Genomic DNA, 25,175 nt, shown 5'->3' with positions numbered 1-25,175 from the left:
ACCTTTCTTTCCCTGGATGCCGTGAGCCTAACAATCAGCGAAAGCTCTATTGAATCAGCGTCGGCATGTCGCTATCGGTCAGATGATGGTTGGATTTGTACGGATAGCCGGGATCATAAGGAACGACTTGAATATTGACGTCGCTGATATGCACGAAACGGTTCATCAGCAGTTTTTTCGCCCGCTCCGCAATCTCGTTCGCTTCAAGCACCGTGATGCGGGGGTTGACGCTGATTTTCAGATCGACCGTCACGTAATGCCCCTGCTCCCTCGCCTTCAAATCGTCCACCGTGATAATGCCGTGCACCCGCTGCACCGTTTCGATGAAATTCAATGCATCCTCCTGCTCCGTCTCCTGCACCAGCGTACCGTAAACGGATTTTACGATCATCAGGTACCCTTTGCGGAGCACCAAAGCCGCCACGATCAAGGCCGACACCGGATCCATGTACATCATCGCTTTCCACTGCAGGTTATCTCCCAGCACGGACAGAAATACGCCGATGCAAACGGTTAGCGAGGTGTACAGGCTAAAACGGTGTTCTTCGGCATATGCCGTATGGCTTCCGTCGCTTTGTTTTTTCGAATAACGGTATTGCAGTTGGAAAACGGCTTCTTTCACGGCAAGCGACACGAAAATGGCGATGAGCGTAAACGGATGCGGAATTTCGATGGTTCCCGACGCCATCTCCCGGATGGAAGCGATCGCGATTTGCAGCCCTCCCATCAGGACAAGCACCGCAAAAATAACCGCAAATAAAGGCTCCGTCCTGTACGAACGGCTTGGCAGTTCGGCCCGGCCCCTTCTTTTAACGGACATGCGCCGCGGAATAAGCCGGTTTAAGGCGGACACCGCATCGGAAGCGGAATACAAGGCGTCGCCGAGCAGTGCCTTGCTGCCCCCGAAATAACCGACGGCCCCTTTAACAACGGCCAGCGACAAATCGCCGATCATCCCCGCCCAGGTAACGGTATCGGAAGAATGTGAACGCTCTTTGCTCATGTTTGCCTCCTCTCCGGCAGTCCCAACATGCCGATTCTATTCTTTGAAATGGATATAACCCGCACGGTTCAAACCGCATCCGTTTCTTCGAGATGAATAAGCCATCGATGAGTTTCACATGGAAGATCGAAAGCCGCGTCGCATGGGACGCGGCTTTCGAATGTACAACGAACCTTACGCTTTGGAAGGCTTGACCGCTTTCCGGTTAGGTTTTTGTTTGTACTTAAAGAGCAGCCACAACGGGCTGGCGATGAAAATCGAAGAATAGGCTCCGAAGATCAGGCCGATGACCATGGCCAGCGAGAACATTTTGATCGATTCCCCGCCGAACAGGAACAGGAAAAATGCGGCAATAAATACCGTAAACGCCGTATACAAGGAACGCATCAGCATTTGGTTGACGCTGTGGTTCAGCAGCTTGGCCAAATCCTCGCGCGTCTTCTGTTTGCCGAAACGAAGGTTTTCGCGAATCCGGTCAAAAATAACGATCGTATCGTTAATCGAGTAACCGATGATCGTCAGCACCGCGACGATGAAGGTCAGGCTGACTTCCAACCTGAAGATGGAGAAGATCGCCACGACCATAAACGCGTCATGCAACAGCGCTACGATGGCCGACACGGCGAACCGCCATTCAAACCGGATACTTACATATATGATGATCCCGATACAGGATATGAGTACGGCGTAAATCGCATTCCGTCCGAGCTCTTTCGCCATTTCCGGATCGACGGTGTTGATTTCGAAGGAAGCGGACTTGTCCAGCTGTTGGATCGCCGCCTTCAGCTTCTCGTCCTGGTCGCCTTCAAGCACCTTCGTGAACCGAATGTTCACCCGTTTGTCGCCGGGAGTGATGCTCGCATCCTTGCCGATTCCAATTTCGTTAAGCAGCGGTTGAATTTCTTCTTTCGTCACGTTTTTGGAAAGTTTCACGTCCACGTTCGAGCCTGCCTGGAAATCAACGCCGTAGTTCAAACCGAAAGCGGCAAGCGCGATAATCCCCGCGATCGTCAGCACGATCGAAAAGATAAACGCGGATTTGCTGAGCTTCACGAAGTCAAATTCTCTCTTAAAGTGCATTGATTTCACTCTCCTTTACACCGAATTGCTTCGGTTTTTTAAGCAGCTCGCCTTTGACGAGCAAACTAAGCAGGAAGTGGGTCAAATACACGTTCGTCAAAATGCTCAGCACGATTTCGACGATCAGGACGAGGGCGAAACCTTTGACGGCGCCTGTCCCAAATGCGAACATCACGGCACCGACGATAATCGTCGTAATGTTCGAGTCGAGAATCGTACGGAAGGAAGATTTGTTCCCCGCTTTGACCGCCGAGGTGATGCTGCGGCCGTTGCGGATTTCTTCCCGAATCCGTTCGTTTGTGATGATGTTCGCGTCGACGGCCATCCCGATCCCGAGAATAAACGCGGCGATACCCGGAAGGGTCAGCGTAAAGTCGGCCCAGACGAACACGAGAATCAGCAGCCAGGTATGCACGATCAGCCCGAAGCTGGCAATGATGCCCGGCAAGCGGTACATCCCGATCATAAAGAGCAGAATGACGATGGAACCGATGATGCCGGCCTCCACCGTTTTTTGCAGCGACTGTTTGCCCAACGTCGCCCCTACGCTTTGGGAGTATTTTTCGGTCAGTTTCAAAGGCAGGGCGCCCAGGTTAATCGTATCCCGGATTTGTTTGGCTTCTTCGATGGAGTAGCTGCCGGAAATTTGGGCTTTGCCGTCCGTCAGCTCCTGCCGTACCGTAGGGTCGGACAGCATGGTTTCATCCAGGAAGATAGCCAGGTTTTTCCCGAGCAGACGTTTCGTCACATCGGCGAATTTCTTTTTGTCCTTTACCTTGATGTCGATGACAGGTTCGTTCAGAGGGCCATAGCCGACGGAAGCTCCGTTCTCGACGAAATCGCTGCCGACGAGTTCAACCTTGCAATATATATCTTTCGGTTGCGCGTTTTCCGCAGGCGCCTTGCAGCCATCCGCGCTGCGGAAGGTCAGCGAGGCCGGCTCCTTCATTTTCTTTCTGACTTCGGCTTCGTTGGTTACGCCTGCGATTTTAAGGCGAATCCGGTTCGTACCTTCGGTTGTTACTTCAGGTTCGCTGGTGCCAAGCGCATTGGCGCGCTTTTCCAGGCTTTCCGCCGTACGCGTGAGGGACTGTTTCGTAACCTTTTGTCCCGCTTCCAGCGGCGATGCTTCGTACAAAATCTCGAAGCCACCTTTTAGGTCAAGGCCCAGCCGGACGCCATTGAGCAATCCCGGAGTCGACCAGCCCATGATCCCCGCTGCAACGAGCACGACGATGATGAAAGTAGCAATTCTTTTCATGCCGTTCCTAGTTCCCCTTTCGTTCTCAATATTCCTATTATAGCTATGCGTCAAAAAGCAGTCAATTTATCAATATTTGTCGTTTCGGCTCTTCGGAAGGATCTCGCCGCGCCAAACCGTCGGTTTTGCGATCGCTGCCGGTGAACCCGAAAAGGTCCCTCTCCGTTAATCGAAAGAGGAACCTTTATATGCAGAAATAGTCATATAATTCATGAACGCAGTCACTTTCAAGGATAGGATATCGTTGGTCAGCTTATACAAGGGAGGAATGCCTTCCTTTTCGTATTTGCTGCTGATGCAGTTCCAGATGTCTTTGCTGGTCACGTGCTCGTATCCGACGAGCCTGAATTCCTCCGCTTTGCTTCTGCACAGCGCCTCAATCGCGGCATCCAGCTCGCTTTCGCTCATATGGTCCGGGCTCACTAGCGCAGCCTCCTCTCGATCTTCCTGATGTCTTCATGCCAACCTATCTATATTGATTCTACTACATTCGACTCCGGATCGCCCCATTCCTTCTTTTCCGGGGCAGGTTCTTTTTTTGGCGGGAATGCGATATTTTCGCGCAAAAAGTCGTGGCATGAATGGACGAGTCCGGCATATCCATATACAAAGGTCTGTCGCAGACGACTGCAGCGGCATAAGAGGCTGGGCATAGAAAGAGGGAGTGGGCGCATTTGAACAAGCTAACACCTGACAAATGGACACCGAAAAAGCAGACGTTTATTCAAGGGACGATGATTTTGCTTGCGGCCGGGATCATCAACCGCATATTGGGCTTCATTCCCCGAATCGCGCTTCCCCGGATCATCGGAGCCGAAGGCGTCGGAATCTATCAGCTCGGGTACCCCTTTTTTCTGGTATTGGTCACGATCATTACCGGAGGGATTCCGCTCGCGGTGGCCAAGCTGGTATCCGAGGCCGAAACGGAAAACAAGCCGCAAAATTCCGCGTTCGTCCTTCGGGTCAGCCTGCTGCTGACCGTCGGCTTGGGCATCCTGTTCATGGCGCTTTCGATTTGGCTCGCGCCTTGGGTGACAAGCACGATCCTGACGGATTCCCGCGTCTATCACACCTTTATCAGCATGAGTCCGATGCTCGTCATCGTTGCCGTTTCTTCCGTTTACAGAGGTTATTTCCAAGGCAAACAAAACATGATTCCGTCCGCCGCCTCAAGCATTATCGAAACGATAGCCAGAATCATATGCACGTTATGGTTCGCCTATCTGCTGCTGCCCAAGGGAGTTGCTTACGCCGCGGCAGGAGCGATGCTCGGTGTTATGGCGGGGGAATTTTTCGGCATGCTCGCTCTGTTATGGCAGTTCCGCAGGGAACGGCCGAATGCAGTCAAACCGGATAAAACCTCCCGCTCCGAAGCCGCAAGCCGGGGGCTCTTTTCGCGGCTCATGGGCATCAACGTTCCGGTTACGGCAGGCAAACTGGTCGGATCCTTTTCGTACCTGTTCGAATCGATCGTCACCGCGCAAAGCCTTGCCATCGCCGGCATCGCCACCTCCGTCGCCACCGCGCAATACGGCGCGCTGCAAGGCATGATCATCCCCGTCCTGCTGCTGCCCGGGGCGCTGACTTCTTCTCTGGCCGTTTCGCTGGTTCCATCCCTTTCCGAAGCGGCTGCCCGCAACGACCGGACAACGATCCACAAACGGCTCAATCAGACGATCCGGCTCGCCTTGGTGACGGGCGCTCCTTTTTCCGTCTTGATGTATGTGCTTGCCGAACCGCTCTGCCGGCTTTTATACAACGATGCGGACATTGCGGGGATGCTGCGCATGCTGGCCCCTTTTGCGCTTTTCGTATATGTACAGGCTCCGCTTCAAGCCGCGCTGCAGGCGTTGGACCGCCCCGGAAGGGCGCTGTTCAACACGCTTGTCAGCGCAACCGTCAAGCTGCTTCTGATCTGGTATCTGTCCTCGCAGCCCAAATACGGGATCTACGGCGCCGTCATCGCGATCATCATCAACAGCATCGTTGTCGCGTTCCTTCACGGCTACAGCATCAGCCGGCTGCTTACATACCGTTTCAAACTGTTTGAAATGGTAAAACTGCTTTGCTCCATGATCATTACGGCGGCGGTTACTTCCCTGGCCTACCGCCATCTTCCGTTTGCCGGCCTGAGTCTGGTTCAGTTTTTTGCTTCGGCGTTTATCGGCGCCGCCGGTTTCTTGATTACGGTGTTCGCCTTGAAGCTGGTGACGCCGCGGGACGTAAAAAGAATGCCGGTCATCGGCAGATGGTTCGGGAATGACGAACCGAAAAACCCGGCGGCCTGACGCTACTTCCGGTCGACGTACACTTTGCCGCGATGGTCGATCGAACATAAAAAAACATCCTTGAACTCCTTGGCGCCGTGCTGCTGGATCTGATGTTTAAGCCAAAACCGGTTTTTTTTCAGCATCCGCAAATTGTCGTCCTGCACCCTACCATCCATGATGAGCGGAACCGGGAGCACGCCGTTGTTGAAGGTTCCTGCAGGGGCAAAGATCATTTTTTTCGATCGGGAGCCGCTTGTATTGCCCGGCCTTGCCACGGCCCGCCGCGGATTGGCGGAAGAGCTTTCGGACTGCCCCGTAGGATAGACGCCGCCCCCCGTTTTTTGAGGCTGCCTGACCGGCAGCTGCTGCACGGGAGACGTGGATTTGGGAATGACCGTCAGCTGCCCGGAATTTTCCAGGATGGCAAATTCGACGTCCGCGATGTTTTGAATGTTTTTTCCCCTAAGCTGAAGCAGAAGGTCGTCCAAATTGTAGCGCTGTTTCCGCATTTCTTCCCGGTTCAGCTTGCCCCTGGCCACAAGGATGCTTGGCTCGCCCTCAAACCATAAGCGCACTTTCCGGCTTTTCAGGCTGACCAGCGCAATCAGCAATTGAATGATGACTAATGTGACCATCGGCACGATTCCGTCGAATACCGGGCGCTTGATATCTTCCAGCACAAAGACGCCGATTTCGGCGATCATGATGGAAATGACGAGATCGAAAATGGACAGTTTTCCGATTTCCCTTTTCCCCATAATCCTTAACGTCAGATAGATGACAAAATACATGAGTACCGTCCGAAAAATGGTAACCAAAAGATGCAATGCCACTTGCCGTACCCTCCCTCTTGCGGCTAATTTTACGGAAGTTGTATTGGTATTTTGGCCCCGGCCCATTTTCCCCATGCACTGCCGTGCGGGTTAATAATTGGAAAAAGTTATTGTACTACCCCGCAAGGCTTGGACATAAATTTACATTACGTATGCATTAGGAGAGTTCGCAAAATTCTTAGAATGATGAAGGGGGTTCTTGTTATGCACATGATCCGGCGCGTATTTTCTTTTCGGATCGCAAATCCGATCCTTTCGGGGCTCTATTATTCTTTTTTCTGGATGATGCTTGGCGCGCTTATTCTCTCCCTGCTGCTTTGGTCCAGCGGCATGAACGAACAAAGCCTTTCGCGTTACGTTTATGTGGTCCATGCGGCAGCGTCGTTGTTTGGCGGTCTCGTCGCAGGCAAGCGGTCGGGCAAAAAAGGCTGGTACCATGGCGGGCTTACAGGTATTTTGTACGGAGCGCTGGTCATCATGATCGGTTTCCTTGCGCTGGACAGCCATCTTCGGACGGGAGACCTGCTTTTGCTTGCCGCGGTTTTCGCCTCTTCGGCCATCGGCGGCATGCTGGGCGTGAATCTCAAAAAATAATTATTTATAGGGTCTCTTCTTTTGAAATGTGGTACACTATGGTCACGTGATTCTTACTAGAGGAGGCTTTTACCGATTTGTTATTCCAATCCATGCAGGGAATATCCATCGCATCGGCAGTTACGGTCATCCTGCTGATCTGGGTGGGGACGCTCCGCAACCCGTTAAAAGCGGCTTACCTCTTCATTAAAGAGCTGCTGACTTCGCGCAAATTCCTATTGCTGTTCTGTATTATGGTGGGCCTGCTCTTGGCCAACAAATACGAGCTGCAGATCGAAGAAAAAATGAATTACCATAAAGATTTCACGCCTTGGGTGTTCAGCCTCGAAGGGCATTTCGTGCAGCATTTGCAAAACTTTTTCCACAGCGGGTACATCACTCCCGTCCTCGTGTTTTTTTATGTGGTGGTTTTCCAATCGCTGCTCGTCGCGTCGCTCGGCGTCTACGTTTCCGACCAAAACAAGGTTTTCGTGCTGGCAACCTGCTTCGCCATCATCATCAACTACACCGTAGCGATTCCGTTTTACCTGTTTTTCCCGGTCAACGAGGTATGGTCTTACCCGCCGTCCGGAGCGCAGTTTTTCATGCTGGAGGTGTTCCCGAACTTTGAACAGGAGTACAGGCCGTTATCCGGACTGAACAACTGTTTCCCAAGCCTTCATACGTCGATTTCGGTTACGATGATGGTCCTCGGGCTGCGCTCGGGCAACCGCCGTTTCGGCCTTATAACGACCGTCAGCGCGGTGATCATTGTTTTCAGCATTTTCTATTTGGGCATCCATTGGCTGACCGATATGATAGCCGGCACCATACTCGGCCTTATCGCTTCAAACGCGGGGATCGCGCTCGCAAAGCTGTCCCTGAGAAGCAAAGACGGCGTGATGCTGCGCGAGCAGGGCAAAATGTTCGGCTGACTTTGAATTCGCAATCCGTTCATGCTGCATGACCGATGCAAAAGCAAAAAAGGCGGCTCCCCGTGCGGGAACCGCCTTTTTTGTTTGGCTGCGAGGAATTGCAATCCTCGTTAGATTCATAAGTATCTTGTTTTTCTTTATGTCTTTATCGGCTTATTTGTCGCTTTCAGCCGATGAGGTGCTGATCGCATGGCTGATGGAATTGCGGTCGAACGTCAGTTTCGTGACGTCATTGACGCGCAAAACGACGACGTCGTCCGAAATTTCCATGATCGTTCCGTGAAGTCCGCCGATCGTGACCACCTTATCCCCTTTTTTCAATGCGCTGAGCATCGAGTTACGGGTTTTCTGTTTCTTCTGCTGCGGACGAATGAGCAGGAAATAAAAAATCGCAAACATCAGCACGAGAGGCAAAACCAGGCTGAGAATACTGTTGCCGCCGCCTGCGCCGCCTGCGCCTGCCGCAAATTCAAAACTTTCGAATTTTCCGAACATTCCCTTTCCCCCCTTTCAAGGACTAACCCCGCGAATGCATTTTTCAGGCATTTCCGAAAACCATTCGGATTAAAAACCTTTATCATTGTCATGAAGACCGTATTGTTCAAAAAACTCGTCGCGGAAATCAAGCAGCCTGTCTTCCATGATGCTCTGCCGCACTTGCTTCATCAGGTTGATGAGGAAATGCAGGTTGTGGTACGTCGTCAGCCTGAGGCCAAAGGTTTCGTCGGCCTTGATCAAATGCCGCAGATAGGCTCTTGAATAGTTCCGGCAAGTGTAGCAATCGCATGCAGGGTCAAGGGGGCCAAAATCTCTGGCGTATTGGGCGTTTCGGACCACGATCCGTCCCTGGCTTGTCATGGTCGTTCCGTTGCGGGCAATCCGCGTCGGAAGTACGCAGTCAAACATGTCCACTCCTCTGATCGAACCTTCGACCAGAGCATCCGGAGAACCGACGCCCATCAAATAACGGGGTTTGTTGTCCGGAAGAAGCGGAACGGTATAATCCAGCACTTCGTACATCAGCTGCTTGGACTCTCCAACGCTGAGTCCACCAATAGCATACCCCGGGAAATCCATGGAAGTCAAATCCCGCGCGCTTTGTTTGCGCAAATCTTCGTACATGCCCCCCTGCACGATGCCAAACAACGCCTGGTCATGAGGGCGGGCATTGCTCTTCAGGCAGCGTTCGGCCCATCTTGTCGTCCGCTCCGTCGATTTTTTAACGTATTCGTATTCCGCCGGATACGGCGGACATTCGTCGAACGCCATCATAATATCGGAGCCGAGCGAGTTCTGGATTTCCATCGCCACTTCCGGGGAAATAAAAAGCTTGTCCCCATTCAAGTGGGAGCGGAAATGAACGCCTTCTTCGGTGATCTTGCGCATTTCGCTCAAGCTGAACACCTGAAAGCCGCCGCTGTCGGTCAGGATCGGGCGGTCCCAGTTCATGAACTTGTGAAGTCCTCCCGCTTCCCGCACGATGTCATGGCCGGGACGCAGGAAAAGATGATAGGTGTTGCTCAAGATGATTTGCGCATCCATCGCCTTCAGCTCTTCCGGGCTCATCGTTTTTACGGTAGCCAGCGTTCCCACCGGCATGAAGGTCGGCGTTTCGATCACCCCGTGTGGGGTGTGAACGCGGCCAAGCCGCGCTCCGGATTGTTTGCATGTTTTAATATGTTCATAATACACGGGTGCTGTCATATATCTACCATCCTCTTAGATTCCGCTCGATCGGACTTTAGTAAATAAACATGGCGTCGCCGAAGCTGAAAAAGCGGTATTTCTCTTTGATCGCCTCTTCGTACGCATGCAAAATATGTTCTCTGCCTGCCAGCGCGCTTACCAGCATCACCAGCGTGGACTTCGGCAGATGGAAGTTGGTGATCAGGGCATCCACGACCTTGAATTCGTAACCGGGATAGATGAAAATATCCGTCCAACCGCTGCAAGCCTCGAGCTGTCCGCCCGCAAAACGGGTGCCAAGCGTTTCAAGCGTCCGGCACGAAGTCGTGCCGACCGCAATGATGCGTCCGCCCCGGCTGCGCGCCGCGTTTAAAAGGTCGACCGTTTCCTGCGAAACGGAATAATACTCCGCATGCATCACATGATCCTCAACCTTGTCGACGGACATGGGACGGAAGGTTCCGAGCCCGACGTGAAGCGTCAGATAGGCGATCGTGACGCCTTTCCGGCCGATTTCCTCGAGAAGCTCTTTCGTAAAATGGAGTCCGGCCGTCGGCGCGGCCGCGGAGCCTTCATGGCGGGAATATACGGTCTGATACCGCTCCCGGTCGTCCAGTTTCTCCTTGATATACGGCGGCAGGGGCATTTGGCCAAGCCGGTCCAAAATCTCCTGGAAAATCCCTTTATAATAAAACTTCAGCACGCGCTCGCCCATGTCGCCTTCGTCTTCGATGACGGCCTTCAGTTCGTCGCCGAAAAGGATCGACGTCCCCGGTTTCAGCTTTTTGCCCGGTTTTACGAGCGCTTCCCACCGGTCCTCGCCGAGGTTTTTCAGCAGCAGCACTTCGGCCTTGGCCCCCGTATCCTCCTTGGTACCGAACAATCTCGCGGGAATGACCCGCGTATCGTTTAACACGAGCGTGTCGCCGGGCTGCAGCTGATCCACGATATCCTTGAATGTATGATGGGCGATGGCGCCGGTCTGCTTGTTCAGCGTCAATAATCGAGATGCCGTGCGCTCCTTGAGCGGCGTCTGCGCAATCAATGATTCCGGCAGGTCAAAATCGTACAAATCTACGTTCATATTTCGTCATTCCTTAGTCAAAGTCACATTCTGGTAATAGTGTTTCAATATATCCTGATAACCATACCCTTCGTCCGCCATCCCTTTGGCTCCCCATTGCGAGAGTCCGAGGCCGTGCCCGTTGCCGCGGCCGACAAATAGGAAGCCTTCGCTCGGGTCTATGCTGCGGGCCGTGCCGTCCCCGGTCAGGATGACCGTTCCGCTTCCCGACACCGTGCTTTGGCCGGAAGCCGACATAACGGCGGCGCCGGACGAACCGGTCAGTTTGGTCGTCGTGCCGTTCGCACTCAGTACAGTATAGCTCCCCGTTTGGACAATATCAAACAATGTGCTCGGAAGGCTGCCGAACGCCGAGCGGAACAAGTCCGGGTATTTTACGTCAAGAATTTGGCCGTTGGCCTTGATTTCCGTCGCCCGGCCGGACGGCCCGCGTTTGGTGACCTCCAGCGTTACGATCGGAGAAGGGGGCGATGTCTGCGTCTTGCCCTGGATGGTTTTCAGCAGTTCTGCCGACGAAAACGGCCCCCGGACCCAGGAGTAGGTGCCGGACTCGTTTACTTTTTCCAGCAAAACCGCGGTATCGCCGGGATTCATTTTGGCGACGGGGCTTTTGTCGGATTGGATCAGCGGCAGCGGCCGGACGTTGGTGTCTTTGGCCGTTACCGTTACTTTGGCAAGCCCGCCGCCGGTAAAGGTCCCGGTCTCTTTTACGTTGTCTTCACGCACATATCCGCTTACGCCGGAAGGAAGCAGCACATGGTACCACAATTTTTGGCCTTTCGTCGCGGCCGTGTCTCCTTGGCTCGGCACGCTTGCGAACGCGTCCCCGCCGCTGTTCCATACTTCGGAAGGATCGGCCGACGCGCCTCCGGCATTCGAGGAGAACACCGCTTCGACCACTTTGCCGTCCTTCCGGATCACTTCGCCGCGGGTCGCGTCAACCGCTTCGACGACGCTGGGAGATTCGGAAGATACCCCGTTGTAAGCTTGGCTGAGCGTCGTATCGACGACATCGGCGATTTTGAATTTGCTGCTTTGCCCGATTTGGAATTCCGCATAACTGCGCGCGGCGACCGCTTGCGCTTTTAACGCTTCGGCAGGCCACGAAGCCGGCACCTCGCCGCCAACAACCGAATACAAGTATTGTTCGAACGCCAGGTCGTTAACCAGCGCCAGCTGCCCGTTTAAAGAGCTGATCTCCATCGCTCCGCGGTAAGCACGGTTGGATCTTTCTTTCACCTTCAGTTCCGAACCGTTGCTTGATACCCAAGCTTTGGCGTCTTGGCCGCTAACCTGAAAATGTTTTACGGCTTGCCCGAGGCTGACATCCTGGCGGATGATCAACGCCGGCATACTCGCGTCCGCGTTCGTTAACGCAAACTGCGGCAATTGCGAAGCGGCGGAGCTTTGCAGCGCGGCCAGTTCCTGATCGTTGGCGGCTTCCCCGACCCAAACCGCGTAGCGGCTGCCGCCGTCGGCCGTCTGCTCCAACGCGACCATCGCGTCAAAACCTACATCCTTGATGGAGGTTGCGGCGGCTGTTGCCTGCGCTTCCGAAGCGTACGTGCCTGCCGTCAAATGTTTAGATCCTTTTACCGCAGGTTTCTGCCCGTCCAAATAGGCTGCTGCCGTTTGCGCTGCTCTCGTTGCCGCCGCTGCGGCTGTTTGCTCATTGGCATAATACCCCGTATAAAGCTGGTACACTTGTCCGGAGGACGTTGGGGCCGCGAACAAAATCGGCTTGTCCGCCGTAGCCGCCAGCTTTTTGTAAGCTGCGGCAGCAGCCGAAAGATCTTTGGTTTCCAGCACCTTCACGCGGAAGCCGTCAATGCTGAAACGTGCCTCTTCCCCGGCGGCAAGCGTAAGTAAGGAGGATGCTCCCCCTGCCGCATTGAATCCGATCGACCAAGCTTGTCCGGAGGACAGCGTCATTGCCGTCGTCGTAGATTTATAGGTGCTTCCCAAATCCATAAACAACCCGACCCGGATATGGTCGGCAGAAAGAGCAGCTGCCTCGCCTGGCATCTGCAAGCTTCCGGCGGCCAGCAATACGGCCAGAAGCCCTTTGCCACACCATGAAACAACCTTCGGTACCATCGATTTTCGCACTCGTTATGTTCCTCCTTGCATCCCATGAAGTCTATATAAAAAAGAATGTTTACAATCGCATTGAATTAACGGGTTTCAGGCATCGGCAGACCCAAATGCTGATAGGCCGCAGGGGTCACGATCCTGCCCCGGGGCGTCCGCTGCAGGAAGCCGATCTGAAGCAGGTAAGGCTCATACACATCCTCAATCGTTTGGCTTTCCTCCCCGATGGTGGCGGCAATCGTATCAAGTCCGACCGGCCCGCCCTTAAAGCTCGTAATCATCGAAGTCAGCATCTTGTAGTCGATCTGGTCCAATCCGCGGGGATCGACTTGAAGCATCTTCAGCGACTCCTCCGCGATTTTGGGCGTAATCATCCCGTCGCCGCGCACCTGGGCATAGTCGCGCACCCTCTTCAGCAGACGGTTGGCGATCCGTGGAGTCCCCCTTGAACGCAAAGCGATTTCCTCGGCCGCGTCCCCGACGATTTCGATGCCGAAAATATCGGCGCCGCGCGACACGATATAGCTGAGTTCGTCCACGTTGTAAAATTCGAGCCGGCTTACGACGCCGAAACGGTCGCGTAATGGAGCGGACAGCAGGCCCGCCCGCGTCGTCGCCCCGATCAGCGTAAACGGCGGCAGATCCAAACGAACGGAGCGTGCGCTTGGGCCTTTGCCGATCATGATATCGAGCGCAAAGTCCTCCATCGCCGGGTACAACACCTCTTCCACCGTGCGGTGCAGGCGGTGAATCTCGTCGATGAACAGCACGTCCCCTTCCTGCAGGTTGGTCAGGAGCGCCGCCAGATCTCCGGGACGCTCGATCGCGGGACCCGAGGTCGTGCGCAAGTTCACGCCAAGCTCGTTGGCGATAATGTTGGCCAACGTGGTTTTACCAAGCCCCGGAGGTCCGTACAGAAGTACGTGATCCAAGGCCTCGTTGCGCATTTTGGCCGCTTCGATATAAATCTTCAGGTTTTCTTTCACCTGGTTCTGTCCGATATATTCATTCAAATACCGGGGGCGAAGACTCAGCTCCACCGCCTGGTCTTCCATCATTAAATTTGCCGATATGATCCGGTCATCCATTCCCATCGCCCCTCTTTCAGCAGCCGAGTGCTTCGATTAACCCGCATAAAGCAGCTTCAGCGCTTTTTTCATCAATATGTCCACCGAATCGCCAAACGCCGTCTCGTCCTTGATTTTGAGCCATACCCGATCCAGCTCCGCATCAGTATATCCCAGCGCTTTAAGGCCTTCGCGCGCTTCGGACCATGCCGATCCGTCCCCTTCTTCCGGCTCCGGTACCGCAAACAGTCCGGTGGCCAGCGAAGCCGTGCCGAACCCGTCCAGCTTGTCCTTCAAATCAAGGACCATGCGCTGCGCCGTTTTTTTGCCGATGCCCGGCATTTTCGTCAGGAACGTAATGTTTTCCTGGTAAATGGCCGTCACCAGCTGCTCCGGCGTGCCTCCCGCAAGAATGCCCAAGGCCACCTTCGGCCCGATCCCCGATACGTCGATCAGCTTGCGGAACAACCTCTGTTCCTCCCGGCTCGGGAAACCGAACAGCAGGATCGCGTCCTCACGCACATGATGGTGGGTGTACACGGTCACAGGCCCTTCCGCTTTGGCGAATATTAAAGGATTAGGGCAGAATACGCGGTATCCCACCCCTTGAACGTCCAGCACGATATATTCATTCTCCAGATGGACCACGGGTCCTCTCAAAAAATCGATCATTTTCTATATACCTCGTTTATTTTCGAATTTAACGCATGCGAATGGGCGTGGCAAATGGCTACCGCCAACGCATCCGCCACGTCATCGGGCTTGGGCACGGCCTGCAGCTTCAGAAACATGCGCACCATTTCCTGAACCTGCTTTTTCTCCGCTTTGCCGTATCCGACGATGGCCTGCTTAACCTGCATCGGCGTGTACTCGGCAATCGGCAGGCCGCGCTGGGTCGCCGCCAGGATCAGAACGCCGCGGGCCTGGCTGACGAGCATCGCGTTCGTTACGTTCCGGTTGAAAAACAGCTTCTCGAAAGCGACGCATTCCGGCTGATATTTGTCGATGAGCTGAAGCATCGCTTCGTACACATGCAGCAGCCGCTCCTCGTCCGGCGTATGGGCTTCGGTCTGGATGCAGCCGTATTGCACCGGGGTCAGCTTGCTCCCGGCCTGATCGATGAAACCAAAGCCGACGATCGCGATCCCCGGGTCGATACCTAATATACGCAAATGAATTCTCTCCTCTAGTCTGAAAGCGAACATATGTATTCGTTCTTTTCATTATAATGTAAAACTTCATATCAAGTCTATGACTCTACCAGAAAAACGTCCGTCAAGGCTCTTTCGAATCGGCTCCAATGCTAGTTGCGCAACCGGGTTAGCGGGAATCTAATGATGTCTGGGGAGGTTGTTTTTACGATGACGATGTTTTCGGCAGTGTTCGCATTCGCGAAGAGAGAGGGGCAGGCGGTCGGTCACATCTTTTGCGGCAGTTTTGTCGAATTATAGGTTTGCGTAAGTTCGTGGATAAAAGCAACCATCGAGGCGTTCAAAAATTTTTGCTTCCGGTAAACGACGCCCACCTTTTTCTGGGGAACGGGATTAACGATCGGGATGATGGCAATGTCCGAATGGAGCATCAAATTCAAATACGATTTCGGCAAAATCGTGCAGCTTACGTTCAGCTTGACCAGCTGCAGCATCGAATCCATGGTCGAGAGCTCAATGATCGGCTGCAGCCGCAGCCCGGCCTCTTTGCTGTAGGCGTCGACCATTCGGCGCACCAAAAATTTTTCCGGGAACAGCACCAGCGACTCTTGGATAAGCTCCTCCAGCTTAACGGCTTTCTTGCGGCTCAGCCGGTGTTTGGAGGAAACCGCAAGACACAGCTCTTCGGTGTACAGTTCCATGCTAACGAGCTGTTCGTCATCCAGCGGCAGAAACACCACGCCGAGGTCCAGCTTGTTGTCGAGCAGCCCTGTTCTCGTTTCTTCGGTCGCAAGCTCCAGCACGGAGATGGAGATGCCCGGCATTTTTTGATGAAAGGATATGAGCGTTTGCGTGAGGAGGTGGTTGCCCGAGCATCCGATGGTAAGTTTTCCCCTCTGCATGCCCTTGAGCTCGTTAATTTCCGTCTGGGCTTGCTCAAGCTCATGGAATATGTTCAGTGCATGCTCTTTTAGCGTCAAACCGGCTTCCGTCAAATAATTCCGCTTGCCGATTCTCTGGAACAGCGGCGTTCCTACCCGATCCTCCAGCAACCGGATTTGCTGACTTAGCGTTGGCTGGCTGATGCCCAGTTTGACGGCGGCTTTGGTAAAATGTAACTCCTCGCAAACCGCCAGAAAATATTCAAGCAGACGAAAATCCATGGACCAACCCTCCACCATAGTTGATAACTATTATTGTAATTGATAACATTGAATTGACCAATCATTTTTTGTTATCTATAGTAGACATTATTATAAAAGTCGATAGGAGCGCATGGCCATGAGCGATGAAATCAAAATTCAATTAACCACCACTCCGGGGAACAAACCGGACAGCAGCAATCTGAGTTTCGGGAAATATTTTACCGACCATATGTTTATCATGGATTACCACATCGACAAGGGCTGGCATGATCCGAGAATCGTTCCGTATGCCCCGATTTCGCTGGACCCTGCAGCAATGGTATTTCATTACGGGCAGGCCGTTTTCGAAGGGATGAAAGCCTACCTGACCGACTCCGGCAAGGTACTGCTGTTTAGACCGGACAAAAACATGAAACGCTTGAACCAATCAAACGACCGGTTGGGGATCCCGGAAATCGACGGGGATTTTGTCATCCAAGCGATCAAAACTTTGATCGAAATCGATAAAAGCTGGATTCCTACCGAAAAAGGAACCTCTTTGTACGTGCGTCCTTTCATCATCGCCACGGAGCCATGCCTAGGGGTAAGATCCTCTTACACGTATCAGTTCATCGTCATCCTGTCGCCGGTTGGCGCCTATTATTCGGGAGGGCTGGAACCGGTCAAAATCAACGTGGAAAGCTCCTATACCCGCGCGGTTCGCGGCGGAATCGGGTATGCCAAAGCCGCCGGCAATTACGCAGCAAGCATCAAAGCCCAGGAAATCGCCAAAAAAGAAGGCTTCTCGCAGGTGCTTTGGCTGGATGCCATCGAAAAGAAATATATCGAAGAAGTGGGCAGCATGAACATTTTCTTTAAAATCGGCGGCACGGTCATCACGCCTGAAATTAACGGCAGCATCCTGGAGGGCGTTACGCGCGATTCCGTCATTACGCTTTTGAAGGACTGGGGAGTTCCGGTCGAAGAACGGAAGATTTCCATAGAGGAAATTTACGAAGCCTACAAGCAAGGACAGTTGGAAGAGGTATTCGGAACCGGCACGGCAGCGGTCATTTCGCCGGTCGGCGAACTCCACTGGAACGAACATACGATGCATGTCAATGAAGGCAAAATCGGCGAACTGTCGCAAAAGCTGTATGATACCATCACAGGCCTTCAGTCCGGCAGTCTCCCGGATCCGCGGAATTGGACCGTTACGTTTTAAGACGCGCAAACTCTATGCAACGCAAAAAAAGATCCGTTCTGTCATCGTGACAGAGCGGATCTTTTTTTGTCGGCCGCTGGTTTATCCTTCCCGCGCATAATCGCTGAACGTGGACAGGACGCTGTTATATTCATCGATATCCTGAATGCGGATGCCGTCATACAAATGTCTTAATGCATCGTCCGGCAGCGAGGATTCCATCGAGTTGATATCCAGCTGGAAAAACGTCTTAATGACTTTATCCTGCTCCGGCGGTCCATCGAACAATGACAAATTGCCGTCCTTATCCAGGCTCATGTACGCCCGTTCCTTGCAGGTAGGCGAAAGATCGTGAATCGTTTCGTTTAATACAACCTTGCCTTGTCCTTCGAACTGTCCTTTCCAAGACGGATGTTCGTTCAGCAAATTATAAATTTCATCCACGGTCAGCTTTCCTAACGACCGTTCTTCTTCCCCGCAAACGTAGCTGTGGCGAACGACCACTTCTTTGATTTCCTTGGACTTGTTCAGCAGCTTCCAAAAATTCGCGTCTTCCTTCGGATCGCTTTTTGCTTCCGCTTGTTGATAATATTGCAGCGTTTCTATGGCCACCGGCGGCTTGGTGCTTAGCAGGCTTTGCACTTTGTCAGGCAAATACATGCCGGCCCACACCATCGCGATCACCAGCGAAGATAATCCTAACGTTAACGACCGGCGTTTCCAGCGCCGCCACTGCTTTTGCAGTTGTTTCTTGATCCGAGTTGCATTCACAATAATCCCCTTCTATTCCCAGTCTTTTTCTTTTACTGTTATTGTGACCTGGGGATTACATATTTATACAGCAAAAAAAGCCATCGAAATATCGATGGCTTTCATGATCGGGATGACACGATTCGAACATGCGACCCCCTGGTCCCAAACCAGGTGCTCTACCAAGCTGAGCTACATCCCGTTATTGAACGGATCGGCGTCGCACCAGTATTTCTCATCTGGTTTATCGCCTCAACATTCCCTATTATATATCGGACATGCATGAAGGTCAAATGTAAATTTTGACAATTAAAAACAGGCCGGAAGCCTGCTCCCGGCCCGTCTATTTTCCCGCTTCATTTCGATCGCGGGGTCGTTTTGACAGGGATTGCTTCTTTCATTTTTTTGATCAGCTTATCGGGGGTCATGCTCTGATTTCCTGCATTGATGCGGTATCCGATCCGGTCCGCTTTGCCATTGATCCCCTGATCAATGGTCAGGAACACTTCGATCCCGGCTTCCTTCGCCGCTTTGAGCAGCGCGTTATTGTATCTGCCGTATGGAAAAGCAAGCACTCCGCGCGTGTTGCCAAGCTCCTTGCGCAAACATTCCTCAGCTTTGCGGATATCTTCTTTGATCCGCTTGTCGTACTCCTCCGTCGTCTCCATTCGGCCCTCCTTGCGAAGATACATCTTGGCGACAAGCATCGGCCTCGCGTGCCCTTCCTTATCGATTTCGGCGTACTTATGAGAGTCAAACGTATGATTATAGAAACTCATCCCCGAAGCTTTCAATTCCCTCATCTGATCCCATGTCATCTTCTTGATGCCGGGGTGCCGCGGATTATCAATCGTTCCGGCCATAATAAAGTCCGTTGCCGTAACCCCATATTTCCTGAGAACGGGAAAAGCCAAATCGTAGAAGCTTGCATACCCGTCATCGAACGTAAGCAAAACGGCATTCTCGGGTACCGGCTTGTCGTCCAGCATAAAGTCCAGATACTCGTCCATGGAAATAATCCGGAAACCGTTACGGATCATGGCGGCGATTTGATCATCCAGCAATTGTGGCGTGATCCTTGACTTCGCCGAAGGTTTCTCCTCTAGATGATGGTACATAAGTACAATAACATGATTTCGGTATAGCACTTTTTTATCGATAGGCGTTCCTGCAGGAGGGATGATTGTCGCCTGCTTGGGGCCGGTTTGCGGCTGGGTTTTGGACTCAGGCTGCTGTTTGGTCTCGGGTTTGGGCTTGGTTGAAGGCTGACCGTTGTTCGTTTCTGCCGGTTTCTGCGAGCGGTCACAACCGCTCAGCAGGACGGCAGATGCAATGGCAAAGGCCAACACGATCAGAATATGTTTAGATATTGAAGTCATCGGGTTTCCTTCCTTTGCCGAAATCTTGTTCATACTTCCTTAACTTCCTTCGTGAAACTCGGAGAGATTCTAGCGTAAATCCACCTGGCAATCATCTCCGCGGCAGCGCTGCCGATGATGATGAACAGGGGCATCGCAATGAAATTGTAACGATACTCCGGTATGAACAAGAGCCTGATGAACGACATCACGACCAGGATTAGCGCGATCAAGGTCAGCGGCTGGCGCCAGCGCCGGAGCGTTAATATGAGACCGAGCACACCGGTCCAGATCATAGCCGTATGATACTGGTTTCGCAGCGGGATGACCTTATACATCGGTGTATGGCCGCTGCCGAAATACATCCGGGAATAAATGTAATCCAATTTGCCGACCGTATACCATTTGAGGAACAGCCACGTATGTTCAGTGAAGCCTATCTTCAAACGTTCAATCGCCACTTCTTGCTGCGTCTTGCCGTGACGGTCAACCAAGCCGTCATCCCAGTTTTTGTACGGATATGTACCTGCGTGAAAAGGATTCGTCTGAGTGGCGGTCAGCACGACCTTGTTTAAGGTTACCAGATTGCGAATCCACCACGGCGACATGACGATGCTCAATCCGATGCAGGCCAACAGCAGCAGCTTCCAAGCGGCGCGATTCTTGGTCCACAGCCAATAGAAGAGATAGATCGGTACGACGACCGGTAAAAATTCCGGACGAACGAGCGCGGTGCAGCCAAGAAGCGCTCCGGCAATCAGGGAATCACGTCCCCGCCCGGTTTGAATCGCTCGAAGTTGCCGGTAGATATACGAAAGGAATAGGAAAGTCGCCAGCACCTCCGTCAGGATTGCGCCATTCGCCCATATGAACGGAGGATTGGTGGCTGCGGCGCCAGTTGCGATCAGACCGATTCTGGCGTTGACCAGCTTGCAGGCAATGAAGTAAATCAGGACCAGATTGACCATACTGAGCAACAGATTCGCATAACGCAGATACGGAAACGGATCATGATGAGTATAATCAACAAGCTTGTAGATACCGGCCATGAACAGCGGAAAACCTGGAGCGACCTGCGCGTTCGGAGTTTCCGCTTTATAGGCATACACCCCCTTTTCGATCAATCGTTTCACCATTTCATCGTAATAGACCGAATCGTGGGATACGTTATGCTTCACCGAGGTCAAGAAGTCGATTCGTAAATAAACAGCAATCAGCAGAATGACTGCCAGCATCGCCCACACGGCTTTTGGCGATCGTAAGATATTCAAAATAAAACCTCCTGTCATGTCTAAGCTTTTTCGGGCGAAAGCGGGATTAAAAAGAGAGCCGTGCGATGGAATGAACGTTGACGGATCCAAGAATAAAGAATGGATCTTAACCCTTTCATTCCAAACTTCTTAACTGCTGCTTAACTGCTGCTTAATCATTTCTTAATAAATAGGATAGAGTTGGATTTATGGGTATTGAATCTATATACTTGTTTAAAAAGCTGGGGCAAAAAGAGAGTCGCAGCCAGAATTCCGGTTGGAATGCGGTTGTCGAGGCGACATTCGATGGAGGGGCTTTGGTACGATTCAATGTCATATAACCGTATACGTAACGAGCTAGCTTAGTGACTTACTCATCGCGACTACATCAACAACCAAGGAGTTTTGGGATTGCTGGGGTTATTTATGCTGCATCTGCATGTGGGACCGCGGAAAAACGCAATTTTACTACATATTTGCTCAGCCAGGTTTTAACACATTTAACACATAAATTGGAATAATATGGAGGGACCATGAAAAAGACATTATTGAAAGCCGCTTCAACGCTGATTGTTCTCGCCGTGATGACGGCCCCCATCGTTCAGTCGGCAACCGTACATGCCCAAACCGCCTCCAAGGAAGTCATGAAAGAGGCGCCTTCGTCAGGAAAAGAAAATCCTCCTGCAGCAGCACTCCATTCCGACCGTGCCCAGGACAGAACAATAAACAACGCGCAAGGCAATACGAAAGACGACACAAAAAGCATAACAAAGGACACGCCCAAGGATAACGCGAAAAATGGCAAAACCGATCGCGAAATGAACCTGGCTCTGCTCCAACCCGCCTTCGCCTCCGGCAATGAAAAAAATGAGCTGAACTCTAAGCTGGCAGTCGATGGACAAGGCAGTACGAGATGGTCCTCCGCTCTCAAAGACAATCAATGGTTTTATGTCGATCTTGGCAAAAAAACGGATATCGACCGGGTCGTGATCCGCTGGCATACTCCGGCTAAAAGCTATAAAATCCTTGTGTCCGATGACGCCAAGCACTGGAAAAATGCAAAAGAAAATGACGGCACGATTCAGTGCAAAGGCGGCGTTGAAACGGTAGATTTCACGCCGATACAGGCGCGATACGTGAAGTTTCAAGGGATCAAGCGGGCGCCTGTCAAAGGAGTCTTATACGGCTATTCGTTTTATGAATTCGAAGTATACCAATTACGTGACTTGCAGAGGATCGTGGACAACGTGAGCTCGGCAATTCCAGTGAAACCTGGGCAAACGAAGCTTGATTGGTCCGCAGCGCAAGTCCCTGAAGGTTATCGAGTCAGCCTGTACGGAAGCGACCGCGTCCAAGTGATCGACATGGAAGGCAATATACGGGAACCGCTGGTGGACGCCAAGGTAAATCTGATCATCCAGGTCGAGGATAAAAAAAACCCGGGCCGCAAACTGCTTTCCGGAAATATGACGGTCATCGTGCCTGGACAGCATAAACAAACGCCGGACCGGAATGCCGAGCCGGATGTCATTCCATCCTTACGCGAATGGTACGGGCACACGGGCAGTTACGTTCTGTCGAAATCGTCGCGGATCGTCGTAGATCCGAAAGACCAGGCCGCTCTGCAAAATGCCGCCGAGCTGACTCGTAAGGATTTGCAGGATATCACCGGCTACGACCTCCAGATCGTGAACGGCGAACCGAGCAAAGGCGACTTGTTCTTGTCGATCAACCCTTCCCTGGCATGGCTTGGCGATGAGGGGAACCTGTTCAACGTAGATCAATATGTCTCCATTACCTCCGCTTCCGCAAAAGGCGTGTTTTTCGGTACGAGAACCGCGCTGCAAATCATCAAACAACATCCGGACCGGACCATTCCAAAAGGCGAAGCAAGAGATTATCCGAAATACGAACAGCGCGGAATCATGATTGACGTCGCCCGCAAATTCTATACCATCGATTTTCTCCGGAGTTATGTGAAGCTGCTGTCCTGGTACAAAATGAACACGTTCCAGATTCATTTGAACGATGTTGTCGGCACGCCGTTCGGAGACGGAACGACAGCGGCTTTCCGGCTGGAGAGCACCACTTATCCGGGGCTGCCAAGTCCCAACGGCTATTATACGAAGCAGGAGTTCAAAGACCTGCAGCTTCTGGGCATGGAATACGGCGTAAACGTCATTCCGGAAATCGATACGCCGGGGCATTCCCGCGCATTCACTGCCTACAACCCCGCGTTGGGGAACGATCGGACCCTTGACATTTCCAAACCGGAAACGGTTCAATTCGTCAAATCCTTACTTGATGAATACCTGGACGGCAGCGATCCGACATTCGTCGGGCCGGACATAAACATCGGCACGGATGAATACGCCGGTGATGTGGAAGTATTTCGGGGATACATGGATACGCTTATCAGATACATTAACGGAAAAGGTAAACATCCTCATCTATGGGGCGGGCTTACGCAATATAACGGTTCGACGCCTATCAGCACCGACGCCACCATGGACATCTGGCGTGAATCTTATGGTTCTCCGCAGCAGGCGGCAGACCTCGGCTATGATATCGTTAATGCCGAGAACGCATATATGTATATCGTACCTACGATGTATAGGGACTACCCGAATACCCGGCTTTTATACAATGAGTGGGAGCCGGTCAAATGGGCAACAACGACGCTTCCATTCGGTCATCCGCGCGTCAAAGGCGGCATGTTCTGCCTATGGAACGATGCATCCGAAGCCAACGGAGTGTCGATGGATGATTCGCATGAACGACTGTTGCCCGGAATTCAGGTCGTATCGGAGAAAATGTGGACCGGTACGAGAGACGACAGATCGTTCGAACGCTTCGAGCAGCGGAAGAAAATCATTGGCGAAGCGCCGAATGCCAACTTGTCCCATAAAATCACTGTCAACAACGACATTAACAGCGTCATTCAATATACATTCGAAAACGGAATCAAGGATGATTCCGGCAACCATTTCGACGGCAAAGGCGTTAACGTCAATGTTACGCAAGGGAAATACGATAACGGCATCCGGTTGAACGGCGGAAAGAGCTACATTGAAACGCCGGTGGAGGCCGTTGGATTCGACTGGACCGTCTCCATGTGGGTCAATCCGGACCCGGGCAACCCGAATGATGCTGTTTTGATGGAATCCCCTGTCGGAACACTGAAGCTAAAGCAAGGCACAACCGGTAAGCTTGGATTTACGAAAGAGCATTATAACAGCACTTTCAACTATGCCGTTCCGGAGGGCAAGTGGACGCATCTCACACTCAAGGGCGATAATAAAGGCGTGACGCTGTTCGTCAATTTGGATGAATATGTGGAACGGATGGAAGAAAAATATCCTAAAATGAATACCCTTGTCCTGCCGACGTTACGAATCGGCAGCCAAACCAATGCCTTTAAAGGCGTATTGGATAACGTGATGATTTATAACAAAGCCATCGAACTGCTAAGCAGCAAAAACCTGGCTTTGCACCAATCGACGGAATCCTCCAAAACCGAATCCTCTTCATTCCCGTCCGGCAAGGCCGTTGACGGGGACATATCCCCGAGTTCCAGATGGTCCAGCGCTTACGCGGATGATGCTTGGTTTATCGTTGACCTCGGGGCGCCTAAAGACATCAGCAAAGTCATCATCAAATGGCAAGCGGCTTATGCGACGAAATACCAGCTGCTGGTATCTACGAACAAGAAGAACTGGACCAATGTTTCCGGCAGGGAGGGGATCATCAATTCCAAAGGCAATATGGACAGCATTACGTTTGATCCGCAGCAAGCGCGTTACGTCAAATTCCAAGGCATAAAGCGGGCTACCGCGTTCGGTAACTCCTTTTTTGAATTTGAAGTGTACGGCTCCGACTCTAATCGGGAATACAAGCAGTTGATTGCGAAAATGGAAAAGTCCCTGAATCAAATCGACAATAACGAAAAAACGCATAAGTTGCTGCTGCAGTTTCTAAACCGTTATCCTTACGATGCTGCGCACGATCTGCGGCCGATGGAGGATCTGATCAACAGGCTTCAGGTAAAATAATATAAACGGGGCTGTTCCCGAGTCCGAACTGCACCCCGATTGTTAGATTATCAACTCGCAATCGGAAACATAGTTCGAACGGGAACAGCCCCGTTTTCTAGAGTAAACAAGGTACAAAAAACAAAAAAAGCTCATTAGATTTATCTCTAATGAACCGCTTATAGTACATGTGGTACCGGTGAGAGGACTCGAACCTCCACGGGTCTCCCCAAACGATTTTGAGTCGTTCGCGTCTGCCATTCCGCCACACCGGCTTATAAAAGTAAAACGCGCCCTAAGAGATTCGAACTCCTGACCTTTTGATTCGTAGTCAAACGCTCTATCCAGCTGAGCTAAGGGCGCATATTTTGGAGCGGACGACGGGAATCGAACCCGCGACCCTCGCCTTGGCAAGGCGATGCTC

Annotated in this window: 21 protein-coding genes and 3 tRNA genes; 5 read left to right on the top strand and 19 right to left on the bottom strand. The window is 52.2% G+C overall.

Annotation, left to right across the window (positions count from 1 at the left end; genetic code table 11):
• Window positions 1–46 precede the first annotated feature (46 nt).
• From GQY55_RS28080 to GQY55_RS28065, 4 genes are all read right to left on the bottom strand, one after another.
• Window positions 47–1,003 (bottom strand): cation diffusion facilitator family transporter, encoded by a 957-nt coding sequence (locus GQY55_RS28080; RefSeq protein WP_160045228.1) that lies wholly within the window; start codon window positions 1,001–1,003, stop codon window positions 47–49.
• Between the two features lie 174 nt (window positions 1,004–1,177).
• Complete coding sequence (gene secF, locus GQY55_RS28075) at window positions 1,178–2,083, bottom strand: protein translocase subunit SecF (RefSeq protein ID WP_160045227.1); 906 nt, start codon at window positions 2,081–2,083, stop codon at window positions 1,178–1,180.
• On the bottom strand, window positions 2,073–3,344 hold the full coding sequence (gene secD, locus GQY55_RS28070; RefSeq protein WP_160045226.1) for a protein translocase subunit SecD: 1,272 nt from the start codon (window positions 3,342–3,344) through the stop codon (window positions 2,073–2,075). The genes secF and secD overlap by 11 nt, the downstream gene beginning before the upstream one ends.
• Before the next feature lie 165 nt (window positions 3,345–3,509).
• Complete coding sequence (locus tag GQY55_RS28065; protein ID WP_160045279.1) at window positions 3,510–3,752, bottom strand: post-transcriptional regulator; 243 nt, start codon at window positions 3,750–3,752, stop codon at window positions 3,510–3,512.
• 266 nt (window positions 3,753–4,018) lie between these two features.
• Between GQY55_RS28065 and spoVB the strand changes: the two genes are divergently transcribed.
• Complete coding sequence (spoVB, locus tag GQY55_RS28060) at window positions 4,019–5,632, top strand: stage V sporulation protein B (RefSeq protein WP_268895079.1); 1,614 nt, start codon at window positions 4,019–4,021, stop codon at window positions 5,630–5,632.
• Between the two features lie 2 nt (window positions 5,633–5,634).
• On the opposite strand, the gene GQY55_RS28055 is transcribed toward spoVB, so the two are convergent.
• Window positions 5,635–6,405: a DUF421 domain-containing protein gene (locus GQY55_RS28055; protein ID WP_236575931.1), complete on the bottom strand. Its 771-nt coding sequence runs from the start codon at window positions 6,403–6,405 to the stop codon at window positions 5,635–5,637.
• A 246-nt stretch (window positions 6,406–6,651) separates the two neighbouring features.
• Between GQY55_RS28055 and GQY55_RS28050 the strand changes: the two genes are divergently transcribed.
• Window positions 6,652–7,041, top strand: a complete 390-nt coding sequence (locus GQY55_RS28050) for a TIGR04086 family membrane protein (protein ID WP_160045225.1) — start codon at window positions 6,652–6,654, stop codon at window positions 7,039–7,041.
• Window positions 7,042–7,118: 77 nt separating this feature from the next.
• A complete protein-coding gene (locus GQY55_RS28045) occupies window positions 7,119–7,955 on the top strand; it encodes a phosphatase PAP2 family protein (RefSeq protein WP_236575929.1) in 837 nt (278 codons plus the stop codon).
• A gap of 153 nt (window positions 7,956–8,108) precedes the next feature.
• Here the strand turns inward: GQY55_RS28045 and yajC are convergent, their stop codons facing one another.
• The 8 genes from yajC to GQY55_RS28005 form a co-directional block, all read right to left on the bottom strand.
• Complete coding sequence (yajC, locus tag GQY55_RS28040) at window positions 8,109–8,450, bottom strand: preprotein translocase subunit YajC (RefSeq protein ID WP_160045224.1); 342 nt, start codon at window positions 8,448–8,450, stop codon at window positions 8,109–8,111.
• A 69-nt stretch (window positions 8,451–8,519) separates the two neighbouring features.
• Window positions 8,520–9,659: a tRNA guanosine(34) transglycosylase Tgt gene (gene tgt, locus GQY55_RS28035; RefSeq protein WP_160045223.1), complete on the bottom strand. Its 1,140-nt coding sequence runs from the start codon at window positions 9,657–9,659 to the stop codon at window positions 8,520–8,522.
• A gap of 37 nt (window positions 9,660–9,696) precedes the next feature.
• A complete protein-coding gene (gene queA, locus GQY55_RS28030; protein WP_160045222.1) occupies window positions 9,697–10,725 on the bottom strand; it encodes a tRNA preQ1(34) S-adenosylmethionine ribosyltransferase-isomerase QueA in 1,029 nt (342 codons plus the stop codon).
• Window positions 10,726–10,731: 6 nt separating this feature from the next.
• Window positions 10,732–12,822, bottom strand: a complete 2,091-nt coding sequence (locus GQY55_RS28025; RefSeq protein WP_160045275.1) for a SpoIID/LytB domain-containing protein — start codon at window positions 12,820–12,822, stop codon at window positions 10,732–10,734.
• Window positions 12,823–12,899: 77 nt separating this feature from the next.
• A complete protein-coding gene (ruvB, locus tag GQY55_RS28020; RefSeq protein WP_160045221.1) occupies window positions 12,900–13,904 on the bottom strand; it encodes a Holliday junction branch migration DNA helicase RuvB in 1,005 nt (334 codons plus the stop codon).
• A gap of 36 nt (window positions 13,905–13,940) precedes the next feature.
• Entirely contained in the window at window positions 13,941–14,555 is a 615-nt protein-coding gene (gene ruvA, locus GQY55_RS28015; protein WP_160045220.1) for a Holliday junction branch migration protein RuvA, read from the bottom strand.
• Window positions 14,552–15,055, bottom strand: coding sequence for a crossover junction endodeoxyribonuclease RuvC (gene ruvC / locus GQY55_RS28010; protein ID WP_160045219.1), 504 nt, complete (start codon window positions 15,053–15,055; stop codon window positions 14,552–14,554). Before ruvC ends, ruvA begins: the two co-directional genes overlap by 4 nt.
• A gap of 245 nt (window positions 15,056–15,300) precedes the next feature.
• A complete protein-coding gene (locus GQY55_RS28005) occupies window positions 15,301–16,197 on the bottom strand; it encodes a LysR family transcriptional regulator (protein ID WP_160045218.1) in 897 nt (298 codons plus the stop codon).
• A 118-nt stretch (window positions 16,198–16,315) separates the two neighbouring features.
• Here GQY55_RS28005 and GQY55_RS28000 point away from each other — a divergent pair, with 118 nt between their 5' ends.
• Window positions 16,316–17,383, top strand: a complete 1,068-nt coding sequence (locus tag GQY55_RS28000; RefSeq protein WP_160045217.1) for a branched-chain amino acid aminotransferase — start codon at window positions 16,316–16,318, stop codon at window positions 17,381–17,383.
• Window positions 17,384–17,464: 81 nt separating this feature from the next.
• Here GQY55_RS28000 and GQY55_RS27995 read toward each other — a convergent pair whose 3' ends face one another.
• From GQY55_RS27995 to GQY55_RS27980, 4 genes are all read right to left on the bottom strand, one after another.
• Window positions 17,465–18,133 (bottom strand): BofC C-terminal domain-containing protein, encoded by a 669-nt coding sequence (locus tag GQY55_RS27995; RefSeq protein WP_236575927.1) that lies wholly within the window; start codon window positions 18,131–18,133, stop codon window positions 17,465–17,467.
• 107 nt (window positions 18,134–18,240) lie between these two features.
• Window positions 18,241–18,314, bottom strand: a tRNA-Pro gene (locus GQY55_RS27990).
• 154 nt (window positions 18,315–18,468) lie between these two features.
• Entirely contained in the window at window positions 18,469–19,491 is a 1,023-nt protein-coding gene (locus tag GQY55_RS27985) for a polysaccharide deacetylase family protein (protein WP_160045216.1), read from the bottom strand.
• A gap of 29 nt (window positions 19,492–19,520) precedes the next feature.
• Window positions 19,521–20,741: an ArnT family glycosyltransferase gene (locus GQY55_RS27980; protein WP_236575926.1), complete on the bottom strand. Its 1,221-nt coding sequence runs from the start codon at window positions 20,739–20,741 to the stop codon at window positions 19,521–19,523.
• A gap of 512 nt (window positions 20,742–21,253) precedes the next feature.
• On the opposite strand from GQY55_RS27980, the gene GQY55_RS27975 reads away from it, so the two are divergent.
• Complete coding sequence (locus tag GQY55_RS27975; RefSeq protein ID WP_160045215.1) at window positions 21,254–24,772, top strand: discoidin domain-containing protein; 3,519 nt, start codon at window positions 21,254–21,256, stop codon at window positions 24,770–24,772.
• A gap of 170 nt (window positions 24,773–24,942) precedes the next feature.
• Here GQY55_RS27975 and GQY55_RS27970 read toward each other — a convergent pair.
• Both GQY55_RS27970 and GQY55_RS27965 read right to left on the bottom strand, forming a co-directional pair.
• Window positions 24,943–25,026, bottom strand: a tRNA-Leu gene (locus GQY55_RS27970).
• 14 nt (window positions 25,027–25,040) lie between these two features.
• A tRNA-Arg gene (locus GQY55_RS27965) sits at window positions 25,041–25,114 on the bottom strand.
• Window positions 25,115–25,175 lie beyond the last annotated feature (61 nt).

This window comes from Paenibacillus sp. USDA918EY, from assembly GCF_009870825.1.
Classification (GTDB): Bacteria; Bacillota; Bacilli; order Paenibacillales; family Paenibacillaceae; genus Paenibacillus_AQ; species Paenibacillus_AQ albilobatus.
The sequence above is the reverse complement of the archived record's forward strand: the minus strand, read 5'-3'. Positions and strand labels throughout refer to the sequence as shown.

Bases quoted from the DNA above. Each gene is read 5' to 3' on its own strand.
- GQY55_RS28065 (WP_160045279.1), bottom strand. From the start codon at position 3,752: ATGAGCGAAAGCGAGCTGGATGCCGCGATTGAGGCGCTGTGCAGAAGC.
- secF (WP_160045227.1), bottom strand. From the start codon at position 2,083: ATGCACTTTAAGAGAGAATTTGACTTCGTGAAGCTCAGCAAATCCGCG.
- GQY55_RS28005 (WP_160045218.1), bottom strand. From the start codon at position 16,197: ATGGATTTTCGTCTGCTTGAATATTTTCTGGCGGTTTGCGAGGAGTTA.
- yajC (WP_160045224.1), bottom strand. From the start codon at position 8,450: ATGTTCGGAAAATTCGAAAGTTTTGAATTTGCGGCAGGCGCAGGCGGC.
- GQY55_RS27985 (WP_160045216.1), bottom strand. From the start codon at position 19,491: ATGACTTCAATATCTAAACATATTCTGATCGTGTTGGCCTTTGCCATT.
- GQY55_RS27975 (WP_160045215.1), top strand. From the start codon at position 21,254: ATGAAAAAGACATTATTGAAAGCCGCTTCAACGCTGATTGTTCTCGCC.
- GQY55_RS28080 (WP_160045228.1), bottom strand. From the start codon at position 1,003: ATGAGCAAAGAGCGTTCACATTCTTCCGATACCGTTACCTGGGCGGGG.
- queA (WP_160045222.1), bottom strand. From the start codon at position 10,725: ATGAACGTAGATTTGTACGATTTTGACCTGCCGGAATCATTGATTGCG.
- ruvA (WP_160045220.1), bottom strand. From the start codon at position 14,555: ATGATCGATTTTTTGAGAGGACCCGTGGTCCATCTGGAGAATGAATAT.
- GQY55_RS28055 (WP_236575931.1), bottom strand. From the start codon at position 6,405: ATGTATTTTGTCATCTATCTGACGTTAAGGATTATGGGGAAAAGGGAA.
- GQY55_RS28025 (WP_160045275.1), bottom strand. From the start codon at position 12,822: ATGGTACCGAAGGTTGTTTCATGGTGTGGCAAAGGGCTTCTGGCCGTA.
- GQY55_RS28050 (WP_160045225.1), top strand. From the start codon at position 6,652: ATGCACATGATCCGGCGCGTATTTTCTTTTCGGATCGCAAATCCGATC.
- secD (WP_160045226.1), bottom strand. From the start codon at position 3,344: ATGAAAAGAATTGCTACTTTCATCATCGTCGTGCTCGTTGCAGCGGGG.
- GQY55_RS28000 (WP_160045217.1), top strand. From the start codon at position 16,316: ATGAGCGATGAAATCAAAATTCAATTAACCACCACTCCGGGGAACAAA.
- tgt (WP_160045223.1), bottom strand. From the start codon at position 9,659: ATGACAGCACCCGTGTATTATGAACATATTAAAACATGCAAACAATCC.
- ruvB (WP_160045221.1), bottom strand. From the start codon at position 13,904: ATGGATGACCGGATCATATCGGCAAATTTAATGATGGAAGACCAGGCG.